General features: G+C 63.4%; 19 protein-coding genes. 12 read left to right on the top strand and 7 right to left on the bottom strand.

The genetic code is table 11. From position 1 onward, the window contains the following. Nucleotides 1-103 precede the first annotated feature (103 nt). Genes hisG through hisS form a run of 3 tightly spaced genes read right to left on the bottom strand, consistent with a single transcriptional unit; the run spans nt 104 to nt 3,368 of the window. Nucleotides 104-793, bottom strand: a complete 690-nt coding sequence (gene hisG, locus BLS57_RS17600; RefSeq protein WP_093743961.1) for an ATP phosphoribosyltransferase — start codon at nt 791-793, stop codon at nt 104-106. Continuing rightward, entirely contained in the window at nt 790-1,872 is a 1,083-nt protein-coding gene (locus tag BLS57_RS17595; protein WP_093743960.1) for an ATP phosphoribosyltransferase regulatory subunit, read from the bottom strand. Before BLS57_RS17595 ends, hisG begins: the two co-directional genes overlap by 4 nt. Further along, a complete protein-coding gene (hisS, locus tag BLS57_RS17590; protein WP_093743959.1) occupies nt 1,872-3,368 on the bottom strand; it encodes a histidine--tRNA ligase in 1,497 nt (498 codons plus the stop codon). The genes BLS57_RS17595 and hisS overlap by 1 nt, the downstream gene beginning before the upstream one ends. Nucleotides 3,369-3,558: 190 nt before the next feature. Between hisS and BLS57_RS17585 the strand changes: the two genes are divergently transcribed. Then, nucleotides 3,559-3,765: a SlyX family protein gene (locus tag BLS57_RS17585; protein ID WP_093743958.1), complete on the top strand. Its 207-nt coding sequence runs from the start codon at nt 3,559-3,561 to the stop codon at nt 3,763-3,765. Nucleotides 3,766-3,774: 9 nt separating this feature from the next. Here the strand turns inward: BLS57_RS17585 and BLS57_RS17580 are convergent, their stop codons facing one another. Next, nucleotides 3,775-4,359, bottom strand: coding sequence for a hypothetical protein (locus BLS57_RS17580; RefSeq protein ID WP_093743957.1), 585 nt, complete (start codon nt 4,357-4,359; stop codon nt 3,775-3,777). A 67-nt stretch (nt 4,360-4,426) separates the two neighbouring features. Further along, nucleotides 4,427-7,963, bottom strand: coding sequence for a DNA polymerase III subunit alpha (gene dnaE, locus BLS57_RS17575; RefSeq protein WP_093743956.1), 3,537 nt, complete (start codon nt 7,961-7,963; stop codon nt 4,427-4,429). A gap of 199 nt (nt 7,964-8,162) precedes the next feature. Between dnaE and xdhA the strand changes: the two genes are divergently transcribed. The 11 genes from xdhA to BLS57_RS17520 all read left to right on the top strand — a co-directional run bounded on the left by xdhA (nt 8,163) and on the right by BLS57_RS17520 (nt 20,582). Beyond that, on the top strand, nt 8,163-9,554 hold the full coding sequence (gene xdhA / locus BLS57_RS17570) for a xanthine dehydrogenase small subunit (protein ID WP_093743955.1): 1,392 nt from the start codon (nt 8,163-8,165) through the stop codon (nt 9,552-9,554). Further along, a complete protein-coding gene (xdhB, locus tag BLS57_RS17565; protein ID WP_093743954.1) occupies nt 9,551-11,965 on the top strand; it encodes a xanthine dehydrogenase molybdopterin binding subunit in 2,415 nt (804 codons plus the stop codon). Before xdhA ends, xdhB begins: the two co-directional genes overlap by 4 nt. Beyond that, the gene (gene xdhC / locus BLS57_RS17560; RefSeq protein ID WP_093743953.1) at nt 11,962-12,717 is read left to right on the top strand and encodes a xanthine dehydrogenase accessory protein XdhC; all 756 of its coding nucleotides are present in this window, start codon (nt 11,962-11,964) and stop codon (nt 12,715-12,717) included. Before xdhB ends, xdhC begins: the two co-directional genes overlap by 4 nt. Continuing rightward, nucleotides 12,714-14,231 (top strand): ABC transporter ATP-binding protein, encoded by a 1,518-nt coding sequence (locus BLS57_RS17555; RefSeq protein ID WP_093743952.1) that lies wholly within the window; start codon nt 12,714-12,716, stop codon nt 14,229-14,231. The genes xdhC and BLS57_RS17555 overlap by 4 nt, the downstream gene beginning before the upstream one ends. A 42-nt stretch (nt 14,232-14,273) precedes the next feature. Next, on the top strand, nt 14,274-15,356 hold the full coding sequence (locus BLS57_RS17550) for an ABC transporter permease (RefSeq protein ID WP_093743951.1): 1,083 nt from the start codon (nt 14,274-14,276) through the stop codon (nt 15,354-15,356). Then, entirely contained in the window at nt 15,356-16,276 is a 921-nt protein-coding gene (locus tag BLS57_RS17545) for an ABC transporter permease (protein WP_007117877.1), read from the top strand. Before BLS57_RS17550 ends, BLS57_RS17545 begins: the two co-directional genes overlap by 1 nt. Nucleotides 16,277-16,346: 70 nt before the next feature. Beyond that, a complete protein-coding gene (locus BLS57_RS17540; RefSeq protein ID WP_093743950.1) occupies nt 16,347-17,420 on the top strand; it encodes a BMP family ABC transporter substrate-binding protein in 1,074 nt (357 codons plus the stop codon). Between the two features lie 117 nt (nt 17,421-17,537). Continuing rightward, nucleotides 17,538-18,155, top strand: a complete 618-nt coding sequence (locus BLS57_RS17535; protein ID WP_093743949.1) for a glutathione S-transferase family protein — start codon at nt 17,538-17,540, stop codon at nt 18,153-18,155. A gap of 53 nt (nt 18,156-18,208) precedes the next feature. Further along, nucleotides 18,209-19,144: an aldo/keto reductase gene (locus tag BLS57_RS17530; protein ID WP_093743948.1), complete on the top strand. Its 936-nt coding sequence runs from the start codon at nt 18,209-18,211 to the stop codon at nt 19,142-19,144. Next, nucleotides 19,141-19,797, top strand: a complete 657-nt coding sequence (locus tag BLS57_RS17525; RefSeq protein ID WP_093743947.1) for a DUF938 domain-containing protein — start codon at nt 19,141-19,143, stop codon at nt 19,795-19,797. Before BLS57_RS17530 ends, BLS57_RS17525 begins: the two co-directional genes overlap by 4 nt. Continuing rightward, entirely contained in the window at nt 19,794-20,582 is a 789-nt protein-coding gene (locus BLS57_RS17520; RefSeq protein ID WP_093743946.1) for a glycoside hydrolase family 25 protein, read from the top strand. The genes BLS57_RS17525 and BLS57_RS17520 overlap by 4 nt, the downstream gene beginning before the upstream one ends. Nucleotides 20,583-20,667: 85 nt before the next feature. On the opposite strand, the gene BLS57_RS17515 is transcribed toward BLS57_RS17520, so the two are convergent. Together BLS57_RS17515 and BLS57_RS17510 are read right to left on the bottom strand one after the other, a co-directional pair. After that, nucleotides 20,668-21,381, bottom strand: a complete 714-nt coding sequence (locus BLS57_RS17515) for a hypothetical protein (RefSeq protein WP_139186664.1) — start codon at nt 21,379-21,381, stop codon at nt 20,668-20,670. 29 nt (nt 21,382-21,410) lie between these two features. After that, nucleotides 21,411-23,903, bottom strand: a complete 2,493-nt coding sequence (locus BLS57_RS17510; RefSeq protein ID WP_093743944.1) for a GcvT family protein — start codon at nt 23,901-23,903, stop codon at nt 21,411-21,413. Nucleotides 23,904-23,992: the final 89 nt, after the last annotated feature.

Below are 23,992 nucleotides of genomic sequence, written 5' to 3'. Positions count from 1 at the left end.
TGCTGACATAGTTCATCCTCCCAAACAGGATGAATCACAATCAGACCAGTTTGGGAATCCCCGGCGATTCAGGTTTTGTTAGAAGCGCTTTAATGACGCTACGTCAGGTCAACTGATCGATCAAAGCTTTCAGCGCTTTCCGGCTGTGATCCTCCAGCGGCGCCATCCGCGAACGCCAGAGTGTCGCCTGCGATTGCAGGATCAGACCATCACTAAGGATCTTCAAGTGGTTGGCGCGCAGGGTCTCTCCGCTTGAGGTGATATCGGCAATCGCTTCGGCGGTCTCATTGAGCACGGTTCCCTCGGTCGCCCCTTGGCTGTCGACCAATGCGTAATCGGCAACGCCATGTGTGCGCAGGAACTCTCGCACCAAACGGTGATACTTCGTCGCGATGCGCATGCGGAAACCATGCTCGGCCCGAAACGCTGCCGCCGCCGCATCCAGATCATCCAGTGTGTCGACATCGACCCAAGCCTGCGGCACCGCAATGATCAGATCGGCATGACCAAAATTCAATTCCTCCAGCGGTTCAACCAGTTGGTCCCAAAGCGCTAATTTCTCCTGCACCAGATCGGTGCCGGTCACGCCCAGGTGAATGCGCCCCGCCGAAAGCTCCCGCGGGATTTCCCCCGCCGACAGCAGCACCAGCGAGACATCCTCGATCCCTTCGACCTTGCCCGCATACTCGCGGTCAGACCCGGTGCGCTGCAAGCTCACACCACGCGCGCCAAACCACTCAAAGGTTTTCTCCATCAACCGCCCCTTGGACGGCACCCCAAGCTTCAGCGTCATTGCGCGCCCTCCAATTCCAGCATCAGACCGGGGCGCATCACGCCGCCCACCGCCGGGATCGCATCGCCCTGCCCCAAGCGCCGGGTCAGCGCGTCATAGCGTCCGCCACTGGCGATATTGGGCAGGTCAGGCCGTGTTTCTGCCCGGAAAGCAAAGACAAAACCGTCGTAATATTCCATCGATGACCGGCCATGACTGGCCTCAAAAACCAGCGCATCCGTGTCGATCCCGCGCGTGCGCATCGCTTCGGCACGGTCGGCCACGCGGGTCACCGCATCGGCAATCGCAGGCATATCCACCATCAAATCGCGCAGGCGGCTCAGCGCATTTGGCAAGGTCTCGCGCACTTCCAGCAGGGCATCGAACAGATCGACCTGCTGCTCTGAGATCGGCGCGGTCTTGGCATCTTCGCGCAAGGCAGCGACCCGCGCTTCGATCTCGGCACGCGAGCGCAGACCAACCATCGGCGCATCGCAATCCGCGCCCCCCTCGGCCAGCAAGGTTTGGCGCGGTGCGGGCACCGGGCTGCGCCCGGCATAGCGGTCGAGCAGCGCCCGAAACCGCCGCGGCCGCCAGATGTGGCGCATCAAGGCCTGTTTGCGGGCGGGCGACGTCTCCAACCCCTGCACCGCCGCCATCAGCACGCCGATGTCGCCCGTCACCGGACGCACCGGCAGACCCTGCATCGCTTCAGAAATCAGGGCAAAAACCTCGGCATCCGCCGCCGCCGGATCGGCGCGGTCAAAGACCTCGAACCCCACCTGAATATACTCATTGGGCCGGTTTGGATCATGCTCCTGACGGCGAAAGACCTCGCCCGAATAGGTATAGCGCGCAGGCTCGGCCCCATGCGCCATATGCATCTGCACCACCGGCACGGTGAAATCAGGCCGCAACATCTGCTCGCCGCGCAATGCGTCCGAGGTCACATAGGCACGGGCCCGAATGTCCTCGCCATAAAGGTCCAAAAGCGTATCCGCAGGTTGCAGGATCGGCGGCTCGACCAGAACCGCCCCCTGCCCCTCAAATATCGCGCGAAGACTGGCCGCACGGGCCAGTGTGTCAGAGCGTGTCGGCATCAGCTTGTCCGATCCAGAATATCGCGCACCGCCTGCACCAGATCGCCGCGCTTCACCTCATATTGGTTCTTGCGCTCTTTCCACTCATCATGGCTCGCGTCCTGCGCCATCTGCGCGCCCAGTACCATGTCTTTGATCTGCACCACACCACGGTCCTGCTCGTCGCCACCTTCGATCACCACGACCGGGCTTTGACGCTTGTCGGCGTATTTCATCTGGTTGCCGAAGTTCTTGGGGTTGCCGAGGTAGACCTCGGCACGGATGCCCGCTTGGCGCAACTCGGCCACCATGGCCTGATAGTCGGCCATGCGGTCCCGGTCCATTACGGTGACGACGACAGGCCCGGTGGCCTCGCCCGCCAAACGCCCCTTAGCCGCCAGCGCCGCCAACAACCGGTCCACGCCAATCGAGACGCCCGTCGCAGGCACTTCCTGCCCGGTAAAGCGCTTGACCAGATCGTCATAGCGCCCGCCTCCGGCGACGGAGCCAAAGTTCCGCGCACGGCCCTTCTCGTCCTTAATCTCAAATGTCAGTTCGGCCTCAAACACAGGCCCGGTGTAATAGCCAAGCCCACGCACGACCGACGGATCAATCTCCACCCGGTCCGGCCCATAGCCGCCGGCTGCCAGCAAATCCGAGATCAGCTCCAACTCATCCACGCCCTGCACACCGACATCGGAACCCGCAACCAACTCGCGCAGCCGCGCCACAGTCTTGGCCCCGCTGTCGCGCTTGGCCTGCATGAAACCCATCACCACATCGGCCTGCGCATCCGCCAGCCCCGCGCCCTTGGTAAAGTCGCCACTGTCGTCCTTGCGGCCCTCGCCCAGCAGAGCCCGCACGCCCTCGGGCCCCAACCGGTCCAGCTTATCAATCGCCCGCAAGACGATACCGCGCTCGGCGTCCTTGTCGTCGCCCGCCAGCCCCGCAACCTCCAGCACACCATTCAGCACCTTGCGGTTGTTCACGCGCACAACATAGTCGCCGCGCGCGATCCCGACCTCTTCCAGACAATCGGCCAGCATCGCACAAATCTCAGCATCCGCCGCCACCGAAGGCGCACCCACGGTATCCGCATCGCACTGATAAAACTGCCGGAACCGCCCCGGCCCCGGCTTTTCATTGCGCCAGACCGGCCCCATGGCATAGCGCCGATAAGGCATCGGCAGATCATTGCGGTGCTGGGCATAGACCCGCGCCAAAGGCGCCGTCAGATCATAGCGCAGCGCCAGCCAATCGCCGGGCTTGTCGCCCTCCGCATCCTCTTGCCACGCGAAAACACCCTCATTGGGCCGATCCACGTCGGGCAGAAACTTACCAAGCGCCTCGACCGTCTCCACGCCCGAACTTTCCAGCGCGTCAAAACCATAGCGCTGATAGACCGCCGCGATCTTCGAGAGCATCTCGGCCCGATGGGTCACCTCAGCGCCAAAGTAATCGCGAAACCCTTTTGGGGCCTGCGCCTTGGGACGGGGGGTTTTCTTGGGCTTTGCCATGGCAAGGATCCTCGGTGCATCAATTGGCCTCGCGTCTAGCCCAAGCCCCCCCCGAGGGCAAGCGACGCCGCTTCTTCGCTCTTTTTGGCCAAAAATACTTTCGGGGGGAGGCGCGGCACGCGCCGGGGGGCAGCGCCCCCTGTCCCGGCCCGCCAAGCCATGCTATGCCCGGCCAAAAAGGATGCCCCCCATGTCAGACATCACCGACCGCCTCGAAGAACAAATCGCCCATCTGACCCGCAGTGTCGAAGACCTCTCCGAAGTCGTGACCCGGCAGGAAGAGGAAATCGTCACCCTGAACCGCCGCGTCCATATGCTGATGCAGCGCGAGGGCGAGCGCGATTCCTCTGGCGGCGGCGCGGTGGTGCTCGGCGATGAACGCCCGCCGCATTACTGACCCGGCAGCTTAATTCGCGGACTTCATCGCCACGGCCATGACGTCGCCGTCATGCACCAAGATTTCGGACCAGCGCGACGTCTCGCCGAAACGCTCATAGGCGCTTACGAAAAAGGTGTTCTTATCAAGCGTCGCGATGCGCTTGCCACAGGGCTGTCCGCGCCGCGTGCCGCAGACCTGTCCTTTAATCTGCTCATAGGTGGCGTCAGTCTCGCCGTAAGGCAGGTTTTCGCCCGCCGGGCCAAAACGGATCTGCTCATAGTCAGACGCGTCCGCCAGCAACACATTCGCTGCCGTCAACTGGCGCGGGCAGCCGTCTGAAAAACCGGTGATGTAATAGCTGCGCGCCCCCGACGTGCCGGGTTTGGTATCGTAGAGGCGGTAGCCCCGTGCAGCGTTTTCATTCACCTGCTGCCCCAGATCGCGGCCCTTAGCGTCGCAAACACGCGCCACCTCACCAAAGTGCTGCACCGCGCCAAACTCCACGTCCCGCACATCCGCCGCGCTTTCGCCGGAAAAGCTGCCCCCGCCCGGCAGGGCCCCACAACCGCCCAGAAGCGCCAGAAGGATGAAAAGGCTCGCTACTCGGTTCATGGTTCGCTCCCGTTGGTTTGAGGCGGAGGTAGCGCAAGGTCCAAGGGTCGTCCACCCGGACCGCAGATTAGATTTCCTCGACCTCCATCACCCCATCCAGCGAGCGGATCGCGCCCTTGATTTGCGGGGTGACCGGAAATTCGCGGCCCAGATCAACCTCGACCTCGCCCGGCAGATCAGGGTGCATGAGACAGAACTGCACCGGCCCCTTGCCCGCCGCCTTGACCGCTTGGCGCGCCCCGTCAAGTACATCGGCCACCGCCTGGATCGCCCCCGGCCCGTCGATAAAGACCCGTAGCCCCATGCTGCCCGCATCCGCCACCGCCGCGTCAATCGGTGCGACCGAGCGGCCCAGCAGCTTGAGCTGGTCGCTCTCCATCGTGGCCTCAACGGTGATGACGATTTTCGAGCCGACTTCGAGATGTTCCCGCGCCAGTTCCAGCGTGTCCGAAAACAGCGTCACCTCATAGCCGCCCGTGGTGTCCGACAGCTGCGCAAAGGCAAAGCGGTTGCCCCGCGCCGATTTGCGTTCCTGCCGTCCCGCGACCACACCCGCCAAACGCGCATTCATCGCGCCGCGGGTGCTGACCTTTTCGGTCAATTCATCCAGCGTGAGGAAGGGCAAGCCGGTCTCCCGCGCCCATTTGCGGCGCAGCGGCACCATGTAGTCATCCAGCGGGTGGCCCGAGAGGTAGAAGCCCACCGCCTTGAATTCCTCGGCCAACCGCTCCGCCGATTGCCAGTCATCGCAAGGCAACATCCTCGGCTCGGGCAGATCGTCGCCCGCCTCACCAAAGAGCGAGACCTGATTGCTGGCCTTCTGCTCATGGATCGCCGCGGAATAGTTCACCAGCCCATCGAGCGACTGGAACACCCGGCGGCGGTTGCTGTCGAGCTGATCAAAGGCCCCCGAGCGCACCAACATCTCCAAAGGCCGCTTGCCGACGCGTTTCAGGTCCACCCGCCGCGCGAGGTCATAAAGGGTGGCAAAAGGCTTATCGACGCCGTCCACCTTGCGCCCCTCGGTCACCAGCTTCATCGCTTCCAACCCGACGTTTTTCAACGCGCCCAGCGCATAGACAAGCGCGCCATCTACCACTTTGAACGTCGCATCCGAGCGGTTCACACAAGGCGGCACCCAAGGCAGTTCCAGCCGCTTGCGCACTTCTTCGAAGTACACGGCAAGCTTGTCGGTTAGGTGGATATCGCAGTTCATCACCCCGGCCATGAACTCAACCGGGTGGTTCGCCTTCAGCCAAGCCGTCTGGTAGCTGACCACCGCATAGGCCGCGGCGTGGGATTTGTTGAAACCGTAGTTGGCGAATTTTTCGAGAAGGTCGAAGACCTCCGCCGCTTTCTTTTTATCCACCCCATTGGCCATCGCACCCTTTTCAAACTTGGGGCGTTCCTTGGCCATCTCCTCGGCGATCTTCTTACCCATCGCCCGGCGCAAGAGGTCCGCGCCGCCGAGCGAGTAGCCCGCCATGACCTGCGCAATCTGCATCACCTGTTCCTGATAAACGATGATGCCTTGGGTCTCTTCAAGGATGTAGTCGATCGACGGGTGCACCGATTCCAACTCACGCTGGCCGTTCTTCACCTCGCAATAGGTCGGGATATTCTCCATCGGGCCGGGACGGTAAAGCGCCACGAGGGCCACGATGTCCTCAATACAGGTCGGCTTCATGCGCTTAAGCGCATCCATCATGCCGCTGGATTCCACCTGAAAGACCGCCACGGTCTTGGCGCTGGAATAGAGCTTGTAGGTCGCGGCATCGTCGAGCGGGATCGTGGCCACGTCATCGACATGCCCCTCAGGCGGTTGGTAAATCTCGGAGCCATCGGCGGCGATGTGCAAATGCCGCCCGCCCGCTTTGATCTGGTCGACGGCGTTTTGAATGACGGTCAGGGTCTTCAGGCCCAGAAAGTCGAACTTCACCAGCCCGGCCTGTTCAACCCATTTCATGTTGAACTGCGTCGCCGGCATGTCCGAGCGCGGGTCTTGGTAGAGCGGGACCAGTTGGTCCAGCGGTCGGTCCCCGATCACCACCCCCGCCGCGTGGGTCGAGGCGTTTCTGAGGAGCCCTTCGACCTGCTGACCGTAGTTCAGCAGACGTGCCACGACCTCTTCGTTCTTCGCCTCTTCGCGCAGACGCGGCTCATCCGCCAGCGCCTTTTCGATGCTGACGGGTTTGACCCCTTCGACCGGGATCATTTTGGACAGACGGTCGACCTGTCCATAAGGCATTTGCAAGACGCGCCCAATGTCACGCACGGCAGCCTTAGACAGCAGCGCACCAAAGGTGATGATCTGCCCCACTTTGTCGCGACCATATTTCTCCTGCACATAGCGGATCACCTCTTCGCGGCGGTCCATGCAAAAGTCGATGTCGAAGTCGGGCATCGATACCCGTTCGGGGTTAAGGAAACGCTCAAACAGCAGCGAATAGCGCAGCGGATCAAGGTCGGTGACCGTCAGCGCATAGGCCACGAGCGAACCCGCACCCGAGCCCCGCCCCGGCCCCACCGGAATGTTGTTGTCCTTGGCCCATTGGATGAAGTCGGCAACGATCAAAAAGTAGCCGGGGAAGCCCATGCCTTCGATGATGCCCAACTCGAAGTCGAGGCGCTTTTGGTATTCCTCGACACTCACCGCATGGGGGATCACCGCGAGGCGTGCTTGCAAACCCTCATTCGCCATACGGCGCAGTTCCGCGACCTCATCATCGGCGAACTTCGGCAGGATCGGATCGCGGCGATAGGCCATGAAGGCGCAGCGTTTGGCGATCTCAACGGTGTTGCTCAGCGCTTCGGGCAGATCGGCGAACAGCGTCGCCATCTCGGCCTGGGACTTGAAGTAATGCTGCGCGGTCAGGCGGCGGCGCGGCTGTTGCTGGTCAACATAGGCGCCCTCGGAAATACAGATCAGCGCGTCATGGGCCTCATACATATCGGGCTTGGGGAAATAGACATCATTCGTGGCAACCAATGGGATGTCCATCGCATAGGCCATCTCGACAAAGCCGCGCTCGGTCAGGCGCTCAGGCTCGGGTTGGCCGCCGTCTTCGGGGTGGCGTTGCAACTCGACATAGAGCCGGTCGCCAAAGGCAGCTTTCAACCGCGCCATCAACGCCTCTGCCGCTGGGCGCTGGCCCCCTTGCAAGAGCATCCCCACCGGCCCCATTGGGCCACCGGTCAGGCAGATGATATCCGCGCTCAGCGCTTCCAACTCGGCCAGCGTCACCTCTGCCACGGCCCCGCCCTTATCGAGGTAGAGGCAGGAGTTCAGCTTCATCAGGTTCTCATAGCCCAACTCACTCTGCGCCAGCAGCACCACCGGCGCGGGCGGGCGCGGCTTTTCACCGGGCTGCACCTCGACATAGGCGACATCGACCTGACAGCCGATGATTGGCTGCACCCCGGCGCCGGCCATGGCGACAGAGAACTCAAGGGCGGCGAACATGTTGTTGGTATCGGTGAGCGCCAGCGCGGGCATGCCCGCATCGCGGCACATGCCGGGCAGCTTTTTCAGCCGCAGCGCGCCTTCCAGCAAGGAATACTCGGAATGGCTGCGCAGGTGAATGAATCGGGGATCATTGGACATGGGCGCAAACTACGCCAGCCACCCCGGAGGCACCAGCGCCGGATCACCCCTCGCGCAATTTTCCCCCGGTGCATTTTTCCTTGCCAAGATGCCCCCTGCCCCGCTAGCCTGACCTCCACCTTGCCCGCGCCCGGTTCTACGCCGCATCGAACCCCGCGCATCTTCATGGGCCACCGAGTACCGCGGCGGATGAAAACCGATGGACATCACTTTTCTTCTTAACGGAGAAGTCGTGTCGCTCTCCAAAGTATCCCCGACGACGACACTGCTGGACTGGCTGCGCGAAGACCGCGGCCTGACGGGGACAAAAGAGGGCTGCAATGAAGGCGACTGCGGGGCCTGTTCGGTCATGATCACCGATGAGAACGGCAGCCGTGCGCTTAATGGCTGCATTCTGTTCTTGCCGCAGGTGAACGGCAAAGCCGTCACCACGGTCGAAGGCATGGCCAGCCCCGACGGCGCGCTGCATCCGGTGCAGGAAACCATGGTCAAGTATCACGGCAGCCAATGCGGCTTCTGCACGCCGGGTTTCGTGGTCTCCATGGCCACCGCGCATCTCAACGGCGCCACCGACCATGACGTGCAACTGGCGGGCAACCTCTGCCGCTGCACCGGCTATGCCCCAATCATCCGCGCCGCCGAGGCCGCCGAAGGAGCGCCGGTGCCCGAACATCTGCGCAACCTCAAGGGCAAACTCGCCCAAGACATCCCCGCGCCCGCCAAGGCCGAGGGCGCACCGCATGTGCAGCCCGAAAACAGTGACGAACTGGCCGCATGGTATCTCGACAACCCCGAGGCTACGCTGATCGCCGGGGCCACCGATGTCGGTCTATGGGTCACCAAAGGCTTCCGCGATTTGGGCGCCGTGGCCTTCCTCAACCGCTGTGCCGATCTGCGGGGGATCACCGAGGATGAGACCGGGTTGCGCATCGGCGCGATGACCACTCTTACCGAAGTTGAGGCCAAACTCGCCCCCCTCCACCCCAGCCTCGGCACCATGCTGCGGCGCTATGGCTCGACCCAAGTGCGCAATGCCGCGACGCTGGGCGGCAATATCGCCAATGGCTCGCCCATCGGTGACGGCCCGCCCGCGCTGATCGCTCTTGGGGCAACCTTGCATCTACGGCGCGGTGACACGCGGCGCGAGATTGCGCTGGAAGACTTCTTCCTCGACTACGGCAAGCAAGACCGCGCCCCGGGGGAATTTGTCGAAGCCATCACCATTCCGCGCCAGCATGACACGCTGCGCTGCTACAAATTGTCGAAACGCTTCGACCAAGACATCTCTGCCGTCTGCGGCTGCATCTCGATCACCGGAAACGGCTCTGAAATCCTCACCGCCCGCGTGGCCTTTGGCGGCATGGCCGCCACCCCCAAACGCGCCGCCGCCGCCGAAGCAGCGCTGGTCGGCCAACCGTGGAGCGAAGAGACCATCCGCGCTGCGATGACCGCGATGCAGGACGATTTCACCCCGCTCTCGGACATGCGCGCCTCTGCCGCCTACCGGATGGAATCCGCGCAAAACATGCTGCTTCGCTATTTCCACGACGCCAACGGCCAAGCCACCAACCTGCAGGAGGTCTCGGCATGAGCGTTGCAAAACCCCTTCCCCATGATGCCGCGAAACTGCATGTCACCGGTGCTGCGCGTTACGTCGACGACATCCCCACCCCGCGCGGCACGCTGCATCTAGCCTTTGGCCTCAGCCCCGTCGCTGCGGGCGATCTGACGGGTCTCGACCTCGATGCCGTGCGCGCGGCACCTGGCGTGGTCAAAGTACTGACGGCGGCAGATCTTGAACATGATTGCGACACCTCGCCCTCGAACCATGACGAACCGCTTTTGGCCACCGATCAGGTGCATTTCGCGGGCCAACCACTCTATCTGGTCGTCGCCACCAGCCACCTCGCCGCGCGTCGCGCCGCGCAGCTGGGTAAGCCACAGATCACCCCGCGCGATCCGATCCTAACAGTAGAACAAGCGCTCGCGGCGAACAGCCGTTTCGAAGACGGCCCGCGCATCTACCAAAAAGGCGATGCCGAAGCCGCCCTGCCACAGGCCCCGCGCCGCCTTTCGGGCCAGATCGAAATGGGCGGGCAAGAGCATTTCTACCTCGAAGGTCAGGCCGCCATGGCGCTGCCGCAGGACAACGGCGACATGCTGGTGCATTCCTCGACCCAGCACCCGACCGAAATTCAACACAAAGTGGCCCATGCCATTGGCCGCTCGATGCATGCCGTGCGGGTCGAAACCCGGCGTATGGGCGGCGGTTTTGGCGGCAAGGAAAGCCAAGGCAACGCGCTCGCCGTGGCCTGTTCGGTGGTCGCAGCACAGACCGGCAAACCCTGCAAAATGCGCTATGACCGCGATGACGATATGATCATCACCGGCAAGCGGCATGATTTCCGCATCAGCTATGACGTGGGCTTTGATGACGCGGGCCGCATCACCGCGCTGGACGTGACCCATTACACCCGCTGCGGCTGGTCGATGGACCTGTCGCTGCCCGTGGCCGACCGCGCCATGCTGCATGCCGACAACGCCTATCACCTGAACGACATTCGCATCACCTCGCACCGCTTGCGGACCAATACCGCCAGCGCCACAGCCTTTCGCGGCTTCGGCGGGCCGCAAGGCATCGTCGGGATCGAGCGGGTGATGGACCATATCGCGCAGGAACTGGGCCTCGACCCGCTCGCCGTGCGCCGCGCCAATTACTACAGCGACAACGGCCACCGCCCGACCGAGGTCGAGAACACCGGCACCGCGATCGACAACCGCACCCCGCCGGAGGCCGAGGCGGATCTCTCCTCGCGCGGCGCACCGCCCGCGCCCACGGAGGCAAAAGCTGTCCCCGCCGCCCCTTCGGACGTGCAAACCACGCCCTATCACCAGCCGGTCACCGATTGCATCATCAACGCCCTGACCGACCGACTGGCCGAAAGCGCCGATTACGACACGCGCCGCAAGGCGATTGCAGAGTGGAACGCGCAAAACCCGCTCCTGAAACGCGGCATCGCCATCACCCCGGTGAAATTCGGCATCTCCTTCACCCTCACCCATCTCAACCAAGCGGGCGCGCTGGTGCATGTTTATCAGGATGGTTCGATTCACCTGAACCACGGCGGCACCGAAATGGGGCAAGGGCTGTTCCAGAAGGTGGCGCAGGTCGCCGCATCGCGCTTTGGCGTCTCGCCGGACCTGGTCAAGATCACCGCCACCGACACCGCTAAAGTTCCGAACACTTCGGCCACGGCGGCCTCTTCGGGCTCGGACCTCAACGGCATGGCCGCGCAAAACGCCTGCGACACGATCCGCGACCGCATGGCGGCGCATCTGGCCGAACGCTACCAGACCACGCCCGATCAGGTGACATTCGCAGGCGGCATGGTGCAGATCGGGGGCGAAGAAATCACTTTCGCCGAGGCCGCCGCTTCGGCCTATGAAAACCGGGTGAGCCTGTCGTCCACCGGGTACTACAAAACGCCTGACATCGAATGGGACCGCATCGCCGGGCGCGGACGGCCCTTCTACTACTTCGCCTATGGCGCGGCCTGCACCGAAGTGGTGATCGACACGCTGACCGGCGAGAACCGCATTCTGCGCGCCGATGTGCTGCATGACGCGGGCGAGTCGCTGAACCCCGCACTCGACATTGGCCAGATCGAAGGCGCCTACGTCCAAGGCGCGGGCTGGCTCACGACCGAGGAACTGGTCTGGGACGAAACCGGCACCCTGCGCACCCATGCGCCCTCGACCTATAAAATCCCCGCCTGTTCGGACCGCCCGCCGGTCTTCAACGTGGCGCTCTGGGACCAGCCGAACCCGGCGCAGACGGTCTACCGCTCCAAAGCTGTGGGTGAGCCGCCCTTCATGCTGGGCATCTCGGCCTTTATGGCGCTGTCGGATGCGGTCTCGGCCTGTGGCCCCAACTACGCAGACCTCCAAGCGCCCGCCACCGCCGAAGCCGTGCTGGCCGCCGTCGGGCGGGCGCGGAAATGAGGGCGATCTACGTCGAGGTCACCGCTACACGCGGCTCGGCCCCGCGGGATGCGGGCGCGGCAATGAAAGTCACGCCGGGCGACATCGACGGCACCATCGGCGGCGGGGCGTTGGAGCATCAGGCGATTGCCCATGCGCGGGCGATGTTGGCCGAGGGCCGGACCGAAGACAGCCAGACCCTGCCGCTCGGTCCCGGTCTGGGCCAATGCTGCGGCGGGGCGGTGACCCTGCGCTACACCACCACGCCGCGCCCGCTCGATACGGGCACACCGTTGCCCCTCCCGAATGTGCAAAGCGACGCGCCACTCTGGATTTGGGGCGCGGGCCACGTGGGCCGCGCGGTGGTCTCCGCCTGCCCGCCGCGTGCCTTTGATCTGACGTGGATCGACAGCGCGCCAGACCGCTTCCCCGACCACGTCCCGCCCCATGTCACCGTCACCCCCGCCGCCGACATGCCGCGCCTCGCCCCCCATGCGCCGCGCGATGCGCATCACCTGATCTTCACCTATTCCCATGACATCGACCTCGCGCTTTGCGCCGCTTTGCTGCAGCGCGGCGCCGCAAGCATAGGTTTGATCGGCTCCGACACGAAAAAGGCCCGTTTTTCCCGGCGTTTGGGCATGATGGGGCTGGACCCCTCGGGCATCATCTGCCCTATTGGCGAAAAATCGCTGGGCAAGCTTCCGGCGCAGATCGCCCATGGGACATTGCAAGCCCTCATCGCCCGGACCCAGACAAAGGTTTCCGCATGACTGACTATCTTCTCGACCTCTCCGGTGTGACGAAAGCCTACCCCGGCGTTGTCGCGAATGATGACGTCTCGCTGCGCATCGCGCCGGGCGAAGTGCACGCCCTGCTGGGCGAAAACGGCGCGGGCAAATCGACCTTGGTAAAAATGATCTACGGTCTGGTAAAACCCGATGCCGGGCAGATGCAGATGCACGGGCAAAGCTACGCCCCCACCGACCCCCATGCCGCGCGCCAAGCGGGCGTGGGCATGGTGTTTCAGCATTTCTCGCTGTTCGATGCGCTCAGCGTGGCGGAAAACATCGCGCTTGGCATGGAAAACCCGCCCAAGATGCGCGAGTTGAGCCAGCAGATCCGCGACGTGTCGGACACCTATGGCTTGCCGCTCTCGCCCGACCGCATCGTTGGTGACCTTTCGGCGGGCGAGCGTCAACGGGTCGAGATCATTCGCTGCCTGTTACAAGAGCCCAAACTGCTGATCATGGACGAGCCGACCTCGGTCCTGACCCCGCAAGAAGTTGAAATACTGTTCAAAACCCTGCGCAAACTCAGCGCCGAGGGCACCGCGATCCTCTATATCTCCCACAAGCTCGAAGAAATTCGCAGCCTTTGCGACAGCGCCACGATCCTGCGTTTGGGCAAGGTGGTGGGCCATTGCACGCCGCGTGAAACCTCGGCCCGCGACATGGCGGAAATGATGGTCGGCTCCGCGCTGAAAACACCAACCCGCGAGAGCAAAGAGCCGGGCAAGGTCGTGCTGACGCTCGACAAGCTTTCGGCACGCTCCGACAGCGCCTTTGGCATGCCCCTGCGCGAGATTTCGGTCGAGGTGCGCTGCGGCGAGGTGCTGGGCATCGGCGGGGTCGCGGGCAACGGGCAGGACGAGCTTCTGAACGCGCTCTCGGGTGAGACTTTGGTCAGCCCCGGCATGCTCACCTTTGACGGGCGCGACATTGGCCTCTTTGGCCCCACCTCCCGCCGTGCGCTTGGGGTGCTGACCGCCCCCGAAGAACGGCTCGGCCATGCCGCCGTGCCGGATATGTCCCTGACTGAGAACGCCATGCTGACCGGTGCCGCCCGCGAAGGGCTGGAGCGCGGCGGGATGCTCGACTGGGCCAAGGCACGTAGCTTTGCCGAGAAGATCATCGAAGCCTTCGACGTGCGCACCCCCGGCCCCGGCAATGCGGCGCGCTCGCTCTCGGGTGGGAACCTGCAAAAATTCGTCATTGGCCGCGAGGTGCTGCAACGGCCTGAACTGCTGGTGGTCAACCAGCCGACATGGGGCGTCGATGCCTCTGCCGCCGCCGCGATCCGGCAGGCACTGCTGGACCTCGCCTCGGGCGGCACCGCCGTGATCGTCATCAGCCAAGACCTTGATGAGCTGATGGAGATTTCCGACAATTTCGCCGCCCTGAACGAAGGCCGCCTCTCGCCGCCCCGCCCCGCGCAGGGGCTGACGGTCGAAGAGATTGGCCTGATGATGGGCGGCGCGCATGGTATGGAGGTGGCGGATGTTTGACGCGACCCTCGCAACTTTCACTCTGACCATTGGGGGTGATCTGTGATCCGCCTAGAAAAGCGCCCGCAGCCCAGCCGGGCTCTCTCGCTGTCGACGCCGATCATGGCGGTATTGGCCACTTTCGTTTTTGGCGGGCTGCTCTTCGCCGTGCTGGGCAAAGACCCGGTTGAGGCGCTTCAGACCATTTTCTGGCAACCGCTCTTTGGCGAATATGCCTTCTATTACCGCCCGCAACTGCTGATCAAAGGCGCGCCTTTGGTGCTGATCGCCATTGGCCTGAGCCTTGGCTTCAAAGCGGGCATCTGGAATATCGGAGCCGAAGGCCAATATATCATGGGCGCGATTTTTGGCGCGGCTGTAGGGCTGGCGTTCTACCCCGCCGAGGGGTGGTACATCTTCCCGCTAATGGTCCTCGCCGGCGCTATGGGCGGTTGGGCCTGGGCGATGATCCCGGCCTTTCTCAAGGTCCGTTTTGGCACCAATGAGATCCTCGTCTCGCTGATGCTGGTCTATGTGGCCGAGCAGTTTCTCGCCTCTATGTCCTTGGGACTGTTGAAAAACCCCGAAGGCTACGGCTTCCCCGGCTCGCGCAACCTGCAACAATATGCGCCCGCGCACAACGCCGAGCTGTTCGCAGGCTCCGGCATGCACTGGGGCGTGGTTGCCGCGCTGATCGCGGTGATCTTTGCCTATGTCCTGCTCGCCAAACACCGTCTCGGTTTTGCCATTCGCGTCACCGGCGAAGCACCCCGTGCCGCGCGTTTTTCGGGCGTGAACCCGGCGCGGCTGGTGCTGTTTTGTCTGGGTACCTCGGGCCTGCTCGCCGGGCTCGCGGGGATGTTCGAGGTCTCTGGCCCCTCGGGGCAGATCACCATCGACTTCAATGTAGGCTACGGCTTTACCGCGATCATCGTGGCCTTTCTGGGCCGCTTGCACCCCATCGGCATCCTGCTCGCAGGTGGCTTGATGGCGCTCACCTATATCGGCGGTGACATCGCACAGTCCAACCTTGGCCTGCCCGCCGCCGCGATCCAAGTGTTTCAGGGGATGCTTCTGTTCTTCCTGCTCGCCTTGGACGTTCTCACCCATTACCGGCTGCGCATCGGCGCGGCGGAGGCTGTCTGATGGATCTTTCTGCAATCAACCCGCTTTTGTTCGTCGCAGGCTTTCTGGTCGCGGCCACCCCGCTGATCTTTGCCGCCATCGGTGAATTGGTGGTCGAGAAATCCGGCGTGCTGAACCTCGGCGTCGAGGGTATGATGATCACCGGCGCGATCTGTGGCTTTGCCACAGCGGTCGAGACCGGCTCGCCGCTCTTGGGCTTTGCCGCCGCTGCGGTCGGGGGCGCGGCGCTGAGCCTGCTCTTTGCCTTCCTGACCCAAGTCACTTTGGCGAACCAAGTCGCCTCTGGCCTGTCGCTGACGCTCTTTGGCCTCGGCCTCTCGGCCCTGATCGGGCAAAGCTACGTCGGGATCAAACCGCCCCGGCTCGGTGACATCGACTTCGGCCCGCTGGCCGACATCCCGGTGATCGGCCCGATCCTCTTTACCCATGACATCATCCTCTATCTGGGCATCGCACTGGTCGCGGGGGTCTGGGCGGTGCTGAAATTCACCCGCGCCGGGCTGATCCTGCGCGCCGTGGGCGAAAGCCATGATGCAGCCCATGCGCTTGGCTATAAGGTCAAACGCATCCGCACCGCTGCGATCCTCTTTGGCGGCGCCTGTGCGGGGCTTGGCGGGGCTTACATCAGCCTCATTCGCGTGCCGCAATGGACCGAAGGCATGACCGCCGGGATCGGCTGGATCGCCCTCGCCCTCGTTGTCTTTGCCAGCTGGAAACCATGGCGCGCCCTGCTGGGTGCCTATCTTTTCGGCGGCATCACCCAATTGCAGTTGAACTTGCAAGGCGCGGGCGTTGCCATTCCTGTAGAGTATCTGGCAATGTCGCCGTATATCATCACCATCATCGTTCTGGTGGTGCTCTCGGCCGACAAAAGCGCCGCGCCGGCGTCACTGGGCCGAACCTTCCACGCCTCGAACTAGGGGCATCACGTCACGCGGCCAAGACCGCATATCAAGCTCCGACAAAGGGGCAAGCAACAGGGGAAACCACATGAAATTAACCACCCTCATGACCAGCGCCGCCATGGTGCTCGGCCTCGCGACTGGCGCGATGGCCCAAGACAAGACCAAAGTCGGTTTCGTCTTTGTCGGCCCCGTGGGCGACGGCGGCTGGACCTACGAGCACAACCAAGGCCGCTTGGCCGTCGAAGAAGAATTCGGCGACAAGGTTGAGACCGTTTTCGTGGAAAGCGTTGCCGAAGGCCCCGACTCTGAGCGTGTGATGACGCAGATGGCGCTCGACGGTGCAGACCTGATCTTCACCACTTCGTTCGGCTACATGGACCCAACGATCAACGTCGCCAAGAAATTCCCGGATGTGAAGTTCGAGCACGCCACCGGCTACAAACGCGCCGACAACGTCTCGACCTATTCCGCACGTTTCTATGAAGGCCGCGCCATTCAGGGCCATATCGCGGGCTCGATGACCGAAAGCAACATCATCGGCTACATCGGCTCCTTCCCGATCCCTGAAGTGATCCGCGGCATCAACTCCGCCTATATCCACGCCAAGAAAGTGAACCCCGACGTTCAGTTCAAGATCGTCTGGGCCTACACATGGTTTGACCCGGCCAAAGAAGCCGACGCCGCCAAGGTGCTGATCGAACAGGGCGCCGACGTGGTGCTGCAACACACCGATTCCACGGCGCCTCAAGCGGCGGCACAGGAAGCGGGCAACGTCATCACCTTTGGTCAGGCCTCCGACATGGCGCAATACGGTCCCAAGCCGCGCGTGAGTTCGATCATCGACGATTGGGCGCCCTACTACATCGAGCGCGTCAAAGCGGTCATGGATGGTACATGGGAGTCGACAGACACATGGGACGGCATCGGGCCGGGCATGGTCGGCATCGGCGAGATCTCTGACGCCGTGCCTGCAAACGTCAAAGAAGAAGCACTGGCGCTGAAGGACAAGATCGCCTCGGGCGAGTACCACCCCTTCACAGGGCCGATCAACAAGCAGGACGGCTCCGCCTGGCTGGCCGAAGGCGAAACCGCCGATGACGGCACGCTGGCTGGCATGAACTTCTACGTCGAGGGCATCGAAGGTTCGATCCCCGAGTAAGCCGCATTGGCTGACGTAAGACCAAGGGCGCCGGGCAACCGGCGCCCTTTTGCGTTGCAGCGCCATGCAGTCTTGCTAGGCTCGCCCTTCTACGCCCCGCCCGAAAGGCCCAGCCCCATGATCACCGTCCACCACCTCAACCGCTCGCGCTCGCACCGCATCCTCTGGCTGCTCGAGGAGTTGGACCAGCCCTATGACATCATCCGCTACCAGCGCGACGCCAAGACCAACCTCGCCCCGCCAGAGTTGAAGCTGGTGCACCCTTTGGGCAAATCCCCGATGATCGAGATCGACGGGCAGCTGGTGGTCGAAAGCGCCGCCATCGTCGATCTGCTCTGCACCCGTTTCGCGCCCGAGATGATCCCCGCCCCCGGCACGCCCGAGCACCTGCGCCATATGGAGTTGATGCATTTCGCCGAAGGCTCCGCCATGACACCGATCCTGCTCAACCTCTATGTCTCGCGCTTGGGCGATGCGGCGGCCCCGCTGCATCCGCGGATTACTTCGGAATTGGACAACCACTACAGCTATATGAACAGCCTGCTGCGCCCCTCGGGCCATTTTGTGCAGGATACACTCTCGGCCGCCGACATCATGCTCAGCTTCCCCGCCGAGATCGCCATGCGCCAAGGCCGCGCCGCGGATTACCCGGCACTCAAAGGTTTTGTCGAAATGATCCAAAGCCGCCCGGCCTATCAACGCGCGCTTGAAAAAGGCGAGCCAAGGGAGGGCTGAAAGCGCGCGCCAAACCCATTGCGCGCACCTCCGCGTCATGCCACCAATCAGGCATGACACAGCTCACCAGCCCCGACGGCACCCGCGCCAGCCGCCTCGCCTTTGGCACCATGCAATTTGGCGGGCGCGCCGATGCCGCCGCCTCCCGCGCCATGTTCGACGCCTGTATCGAGGCCGGGATCACCCATTTCGACACCGCGCATCTTTATACCGACGGGGCGTCCGAGACCCTGTTGGGCAGCTTCCTCGGCGACCACCGCGACAGCCTGATCGTGGCCACCAAAGCGGCCTTTCACGGCGGTGCGGGCCGCGCCAATATCCTCGCGTCAGCCGAAACCTCGCGCCAGCGTATGCAGATCGACACGCTTGATGTGCTCTACATCCACCGTTTTGATCCTGACACGCCGCTGACCGAAAGTTTCGGGGCCCTGGCCGAGCTCAAACAACAAAGTCACATCCGCTACATCGGCCTGTCGAACTTCGCCGCATGGCAGGTCGTGAAAGCCGCGCATGTGGCGGCGGGCTTTGGGCTGGAGATCGCGGTGATCCAACCGATGTACAATCTCGTCAAACGGCAGGCCGAAGTCGAAATTCTGCCAATGGCCGATGACATTGGCATTCAGGTTGCCCCCTATTCACCCTTGGGCGGCGGGCTGCTCACTGGAAAATACGCCCAAGGCGGGACGGGCCGTTTGAACGAACTGGCGAACTACGCCGCGCGCTACGGCAAGGAGGAGATGCACGGCACCGCCGCAGGCCTCACCGCCCTCGCGCGCGATCTTGATACCCATCCCGCCACCCTAGCCGTGGCCTGGGCCGCCGCGCACCCCACGCGCCCCACACCGATCATCTCGGCCCGGTCACCCGACCAACTCGCCCCCTCGCTGGCCGCGTTAAACTACACCATGTCGCCGCAAACCTACGCCGCGATCACCGCCCTCTCGGCCACCCCGCCGCCCGCCACCGACCGGCTTGAAGAACAATCATGAGCCAGCGCCTCCCCCCCAGTGCCAGCGTGGCCGAGCCCACCGAGGGCGACCGCCTCTTCGCCCCCGCCGCCGCCCGCAATCTCGAGCCGCTCTGTGATCTGCTGGCCGCACATGCCCCACAAAAGGGCCGCGCACTGGAAATCGCCAGCGGCACCGGCCAACACGTCATTGCCTTCGCCACACGCCTGCCCGGCCTCACATGGCAACCCAGCGACATCGACACCGCCCGCCGCGCCAGCATTAACGCCCATGCCGCCGATGCGGACCTGCCCAACATCGCCGCCGCCTTGCCGCTCGACGCCACCCAACCCGGCTGGGCCGCCGAACATGGGCCCTTCGATCTGATCATGCTGGCAAACCTGCTGCACCTGATCCCAACCAATGCCGTACATAACCTCATCACCGAAGCCGCCGCTGCCCTGGCCCCCGGCGGCACACTAATCCTCTACGGCCCCTTCAAGCGCGCAGGCCAACTCACCTCCCCCGGTGACACCCGCTTTGATGCCGAGCTGCGCGCCGCCGATCCGGCCATCGGCTACAAGGACGATCTCGACATGGCGCGCTGGCTCAGCGATGCTGGCCTCAGCCCGATCGACCAGATCGACATGCCCGCCAATAACCTCGCCTTTATCGCAGGAAAGCCCAGCCCATGATCCTCCGCCGCGCCCTGATCCTGTCGCTCCTCGCCCTCGCCGCCTGCGGCGCCCCAAGCGCCCCACCCCCGGCGGCCCCCGGCGTGCTCTTCCCCGCAAAATTCGGCGACAGCGACCCGGTGGACTTCGACGGCCGCAAGCCCCAGTCCTACGCCGTCCACGGCATCGACGTGGCGCGCTTTCAAGATAACATCGACTGGAACACCGCCCGGCGCAACGGCGTCAACTTCGCCTTCATCAAGGCTACCGAAGGCGGCGACCTCAAAGACATCAATTTCGACGACCACTGGCGCGGTGCCGGCCAAGCCGCCGTGGCCCGCGGCGCCTATCACTTCTACTACTTCTGCACCTCGCCAGAAGACCAAGCCCGCTGGTTCATCCGCAATGTCCCCCGCACCCCCGGCATGCTGCCCCCGGTGCTCGACATGGAATGGAACCCCTTCTCGCCGACTTGCGCCCACATCCGCCCACCCGGCGCGGAAGTCCGCGACCAAATGCGCCGCTGGCTGGCGGTGGTCGAGCGCCACTACGGCCAACGCCCGATCATCTACACCACGCCCAAGTTCTACCGCGAAAACGACCTCGGCAGCTTCCGCGGCTACGATTTCTGGCTCCGCACCACCGCCAAAACCCCAAGCGAAGCCTACCCCGGCCAGCCCTGGCGCTTCTGGCAATACAGCGCCACCGGCACCGTCCCCGGCATCTCCGGCGACGTCGACATCAACGCCTTCTCCGGCAGACGCGCCGACTGGCAAAACTGGGTCGCCACCCGCGCCCTGCGCTAAAGGTTGCGGGGAAGCACCCTCCCCCCTCCTTCATCCTTTTAAAAATACCGCGGCGCGACCGCAGCCCCAAGCGCGACGCCCACGCTCAATCCCGCGCGTAATGCCGCGCCACGACGAACAACCCGCCCACCAGCAACAGCGGCAGCAAAAATATCCGAAACACATGCACCCCCAGCACCGCCAGCAAGGCGCCGATCAACTCATCCGCCCGGCTCCACAGGTTGCTGGCCAACTGCCGATACTCCGTCAGCCCCGGCTCTTCCTCGCCCAAGGCCTCGCTGCCGCCGACACGAGCGGTGATCTCTTCGATGACCTCCATATTGCGCCCGTACACCCCCTCGGTAAGCGTCCCGGCCAGCGGCTCTGACACCACCAAGGCCATGGGCAGCGCCAGCCCCAGAAAGCCGCCATACCACGCCAAACGCCGCGGCAGCCCGCCATGCCCGCGCTTGCTCAGCGCCCAGATCCCAAGCGCGAGGCCCAGCAATCCTAACCCAATCGCGCTGACCGGGCCAAGCGCCACAGCAATCACCCCCGTCGCCACCATGACGCCAAAAACCAACCCCGCAATCCGCTCCACCGTGTCGTCAATCGGCTCCAACACCTTCAAAGGCCGCGCCGAGCCGGAGGCGATGAACGACAGCCCCACTTCGATCTCCTGCGCGGTGGATAAAAAGGCATTGAGCGTGCGCAGCGTGACATAGCTCGCCGCCGCCGTGGTCGCCACATCCGCCGCATAGCCCTGTGCGGCGTTGACAACCGGATTGTCGCGCAACAGTGCCGCCGTCAGGGCCAGCACACAGAAAATCCCCAGCAACGCCCGCCGGATCAACCGTCCGCCCGGATGCGCTGGTTCTTCGGATCATAGGGGCTGTCTTCGACCACCTCGGCCTCCCACAGTTGATCAAGCATCTTTACCTTCAGCTTCGTGCCTACCACCGCGTCTTGCACTTGCACATAGCCCATGCCGATGCTCTTGCCGAATGCGACCGAATAGCCACCCGAGGTCAGCCGCCCGGTCCGACGCTCGCCATTGTAAAGCACCTCACGCCCCCAAGGATCCGCATCCTCCGGCCCGTCGATAAGTAGCGTCACACATTTCACGCGGATGCCGTGATCCACCATCGCCTGCTTCCCGTGAAACTCTTTGTTCAGGTCCACAAAGCGCGGCAGATCGGCCTCCAGCGGTGTCGCATCCCGGCCCAGCTCATTCCCAAAGGCGCGGTAGCTCTTTTCTTGCCGCAGCCAGTTCTGCGCCCGCGCGCCGACCAGCTTCATCCCATGCGGTTCCCCCGCCTTTTCCAGCGCATCAAAGAGATGGTTCTGCATCTCAATCGGGTGGTGCAATTCCCACCCCAACTCGCCGGTATAGGCCACCCGGATCGCCCGCACCGGCACCATCCCAAGCTCGATGTTGCGCATGGTGAGCCACGGAAACCGCTTGTTGCTAAGCACTGTCTCAGGCGCCGCATCGCGCACCAAGTCTCGCAGCACATCACGCGACTTTGGCCCCGCAATCGCAAAAACACCCCATTGCGTGGTCACGTCATGGCATTCGACATAGCCCACTTCCGGCATCTTATCGGCAATCGCTTTGCGCAAATAATCACTGTCATAGGCCGACCACGCCCCTGCAGAGACCAAATAGTATTCGTCCTGCGCCAACCGCACGATGGTATATTCCGTCCGCGTCGTCCCCGCGCCGGTCAGCGCATAGGTCAGATTGATCCGCCCCACCGAGGGCAGCTTGTTGCAGGTGAACCAATCCAGAAACGCCGTCGCCCCCGGCCCGCGGACCAGATGTTTGGTAAAGGCCGTGGCATCGATCAGCCCCACGCCCTCGCGAATGGCCCGCGCCTCTTCCACCGCATGCTGCCACCAGCCGCCGCGCCGGAAGGACCGGCTGTCGTGGTCGCTAAACCCCTCGGGCGCAAAGTAATTCGGCCGCTCCCAGCCATTTACCTGCCCAAACTGCGCCCCCCGCGCCGCCTGCCGGTCATAGGCCGGAGAGGTCCGCAAAGGCCGGCAGGCTGGGCGCTCCTCATCCGGGTGGTGCAAGATATAGACGTGCTCGTAAGCCTCCTCATTCTTGCGCGCCGCATATTCCGTGGTCATCCAATCGCCGTAGCGCTTGGGATCAAGGCTCGCCATGTCGATCTCGGCCTCGCCCTCGACCATCATCTGCGCCAGATAATAGCCCGTGCCCCCCGCCGCTGTGATGCCAAAGGAGAACCCCTCCGCCAGCCACATATTGCGCAGCCCCGGCGCGGGCCCGACCAGCGGATTGCCGTCGGGCGTATAGCAAATCGGCCCGTTGAAATCGTCCTTAAGCCCCGAATCCTCGCAAGACGGAATCCGGTGGATCATCGCGGCATATTGCTCTTCAATCCGTTCCAAATCCAACTGAAACAAATCCGCCCGAAAACTGTCCGGCACCCCATATTCAAACCGCGCCGGCGCGTGTTTTTCATAGACCCCAAGGATCCAGCCGCCCCGCTCCTCACGCACATAGCTCTGCGCATCGGCATCGCGGATCACCGTATGCTCGGGGTTGCCCGCCGCGCGATAGTCCACCAACGCTGGATCGCCGTCCATGACGATAAACTGATGCTCCACCGGGATCGCGGGCATCTTGATCCCCAACATCCGCGCCGTGCGCTGCGCATGGTTGCCCGAAGCGGTGACCACATGTTCCGCAGTGATGACAACCTGCTCGTCCGACGGCACAAGGTTGCCGCCCTTCTCCACCATTTTTGTGCAGGTCACCTCCCAATGGGTCCCCGTCCAATGAAACCCATCCGCCTGCCATTTGCGCTCGATCACAACCCCACGCTGCCGCGCCCCCTTGGCCATGGCCATGGTGACATCCGCGGGGTTAATATAGCCATCCGTCTGGTGATAGAGCGCGCCTTTCAGGTCCGAGGTCTCAATCAGCGGCCATTTCGCCTTGATCTCCTCAGGTGTCAGGAACTCATAAGGCACACCGCAGGTCTCGGCGGTCGAAGCATAGAGCCGATACTCATCCATTCGCTCTTCGGTCTGCGCCATGCGCAGATTGCCCACCACAGCAAAGCCCGCGTTCAACCCGGTTTCCGCCTCCAGCGTCTTATAAAACTCGACCGAGTATTGATGGATATGCGTGGTCGCGAAAGACATATTGAACAGTGGCAAAAGGCCTGCCGCGTGCCACGTGGAGCCAGAGGTCAACTCGTCCCGCTCCAGCAACATCACATCGTCCCACCCAGCCCGCGCCAGATGATAGGCAATTGACGTCCCGACCGCGCCGCCGCCGACGACCAATGCTTTGACCTGCGTTTTCATGACCCGGATCCCTCTGTCTGACACTTACTCTTTTAGTCAGACGCCAGCGACGTTGCGCAAGACTGCCGACCTCTCAGTGCAGAAAAGCG

This window comes from Sulfitobacter delicatus (assembly GCF_900102535.1).
Taxonomy (GTDB): domain Bacteria; phylum Pseudomonadota; class Alphaproteobacteria; order Rhodobacterales; family Rhodobacteraceae; genus Sulfitobacter; species Sulfitobacter delicatus.
Note: the sequence above shows the minus strand (reverse complement) of the source record. Positions and strands in the feature narration are given on the sequence as shown.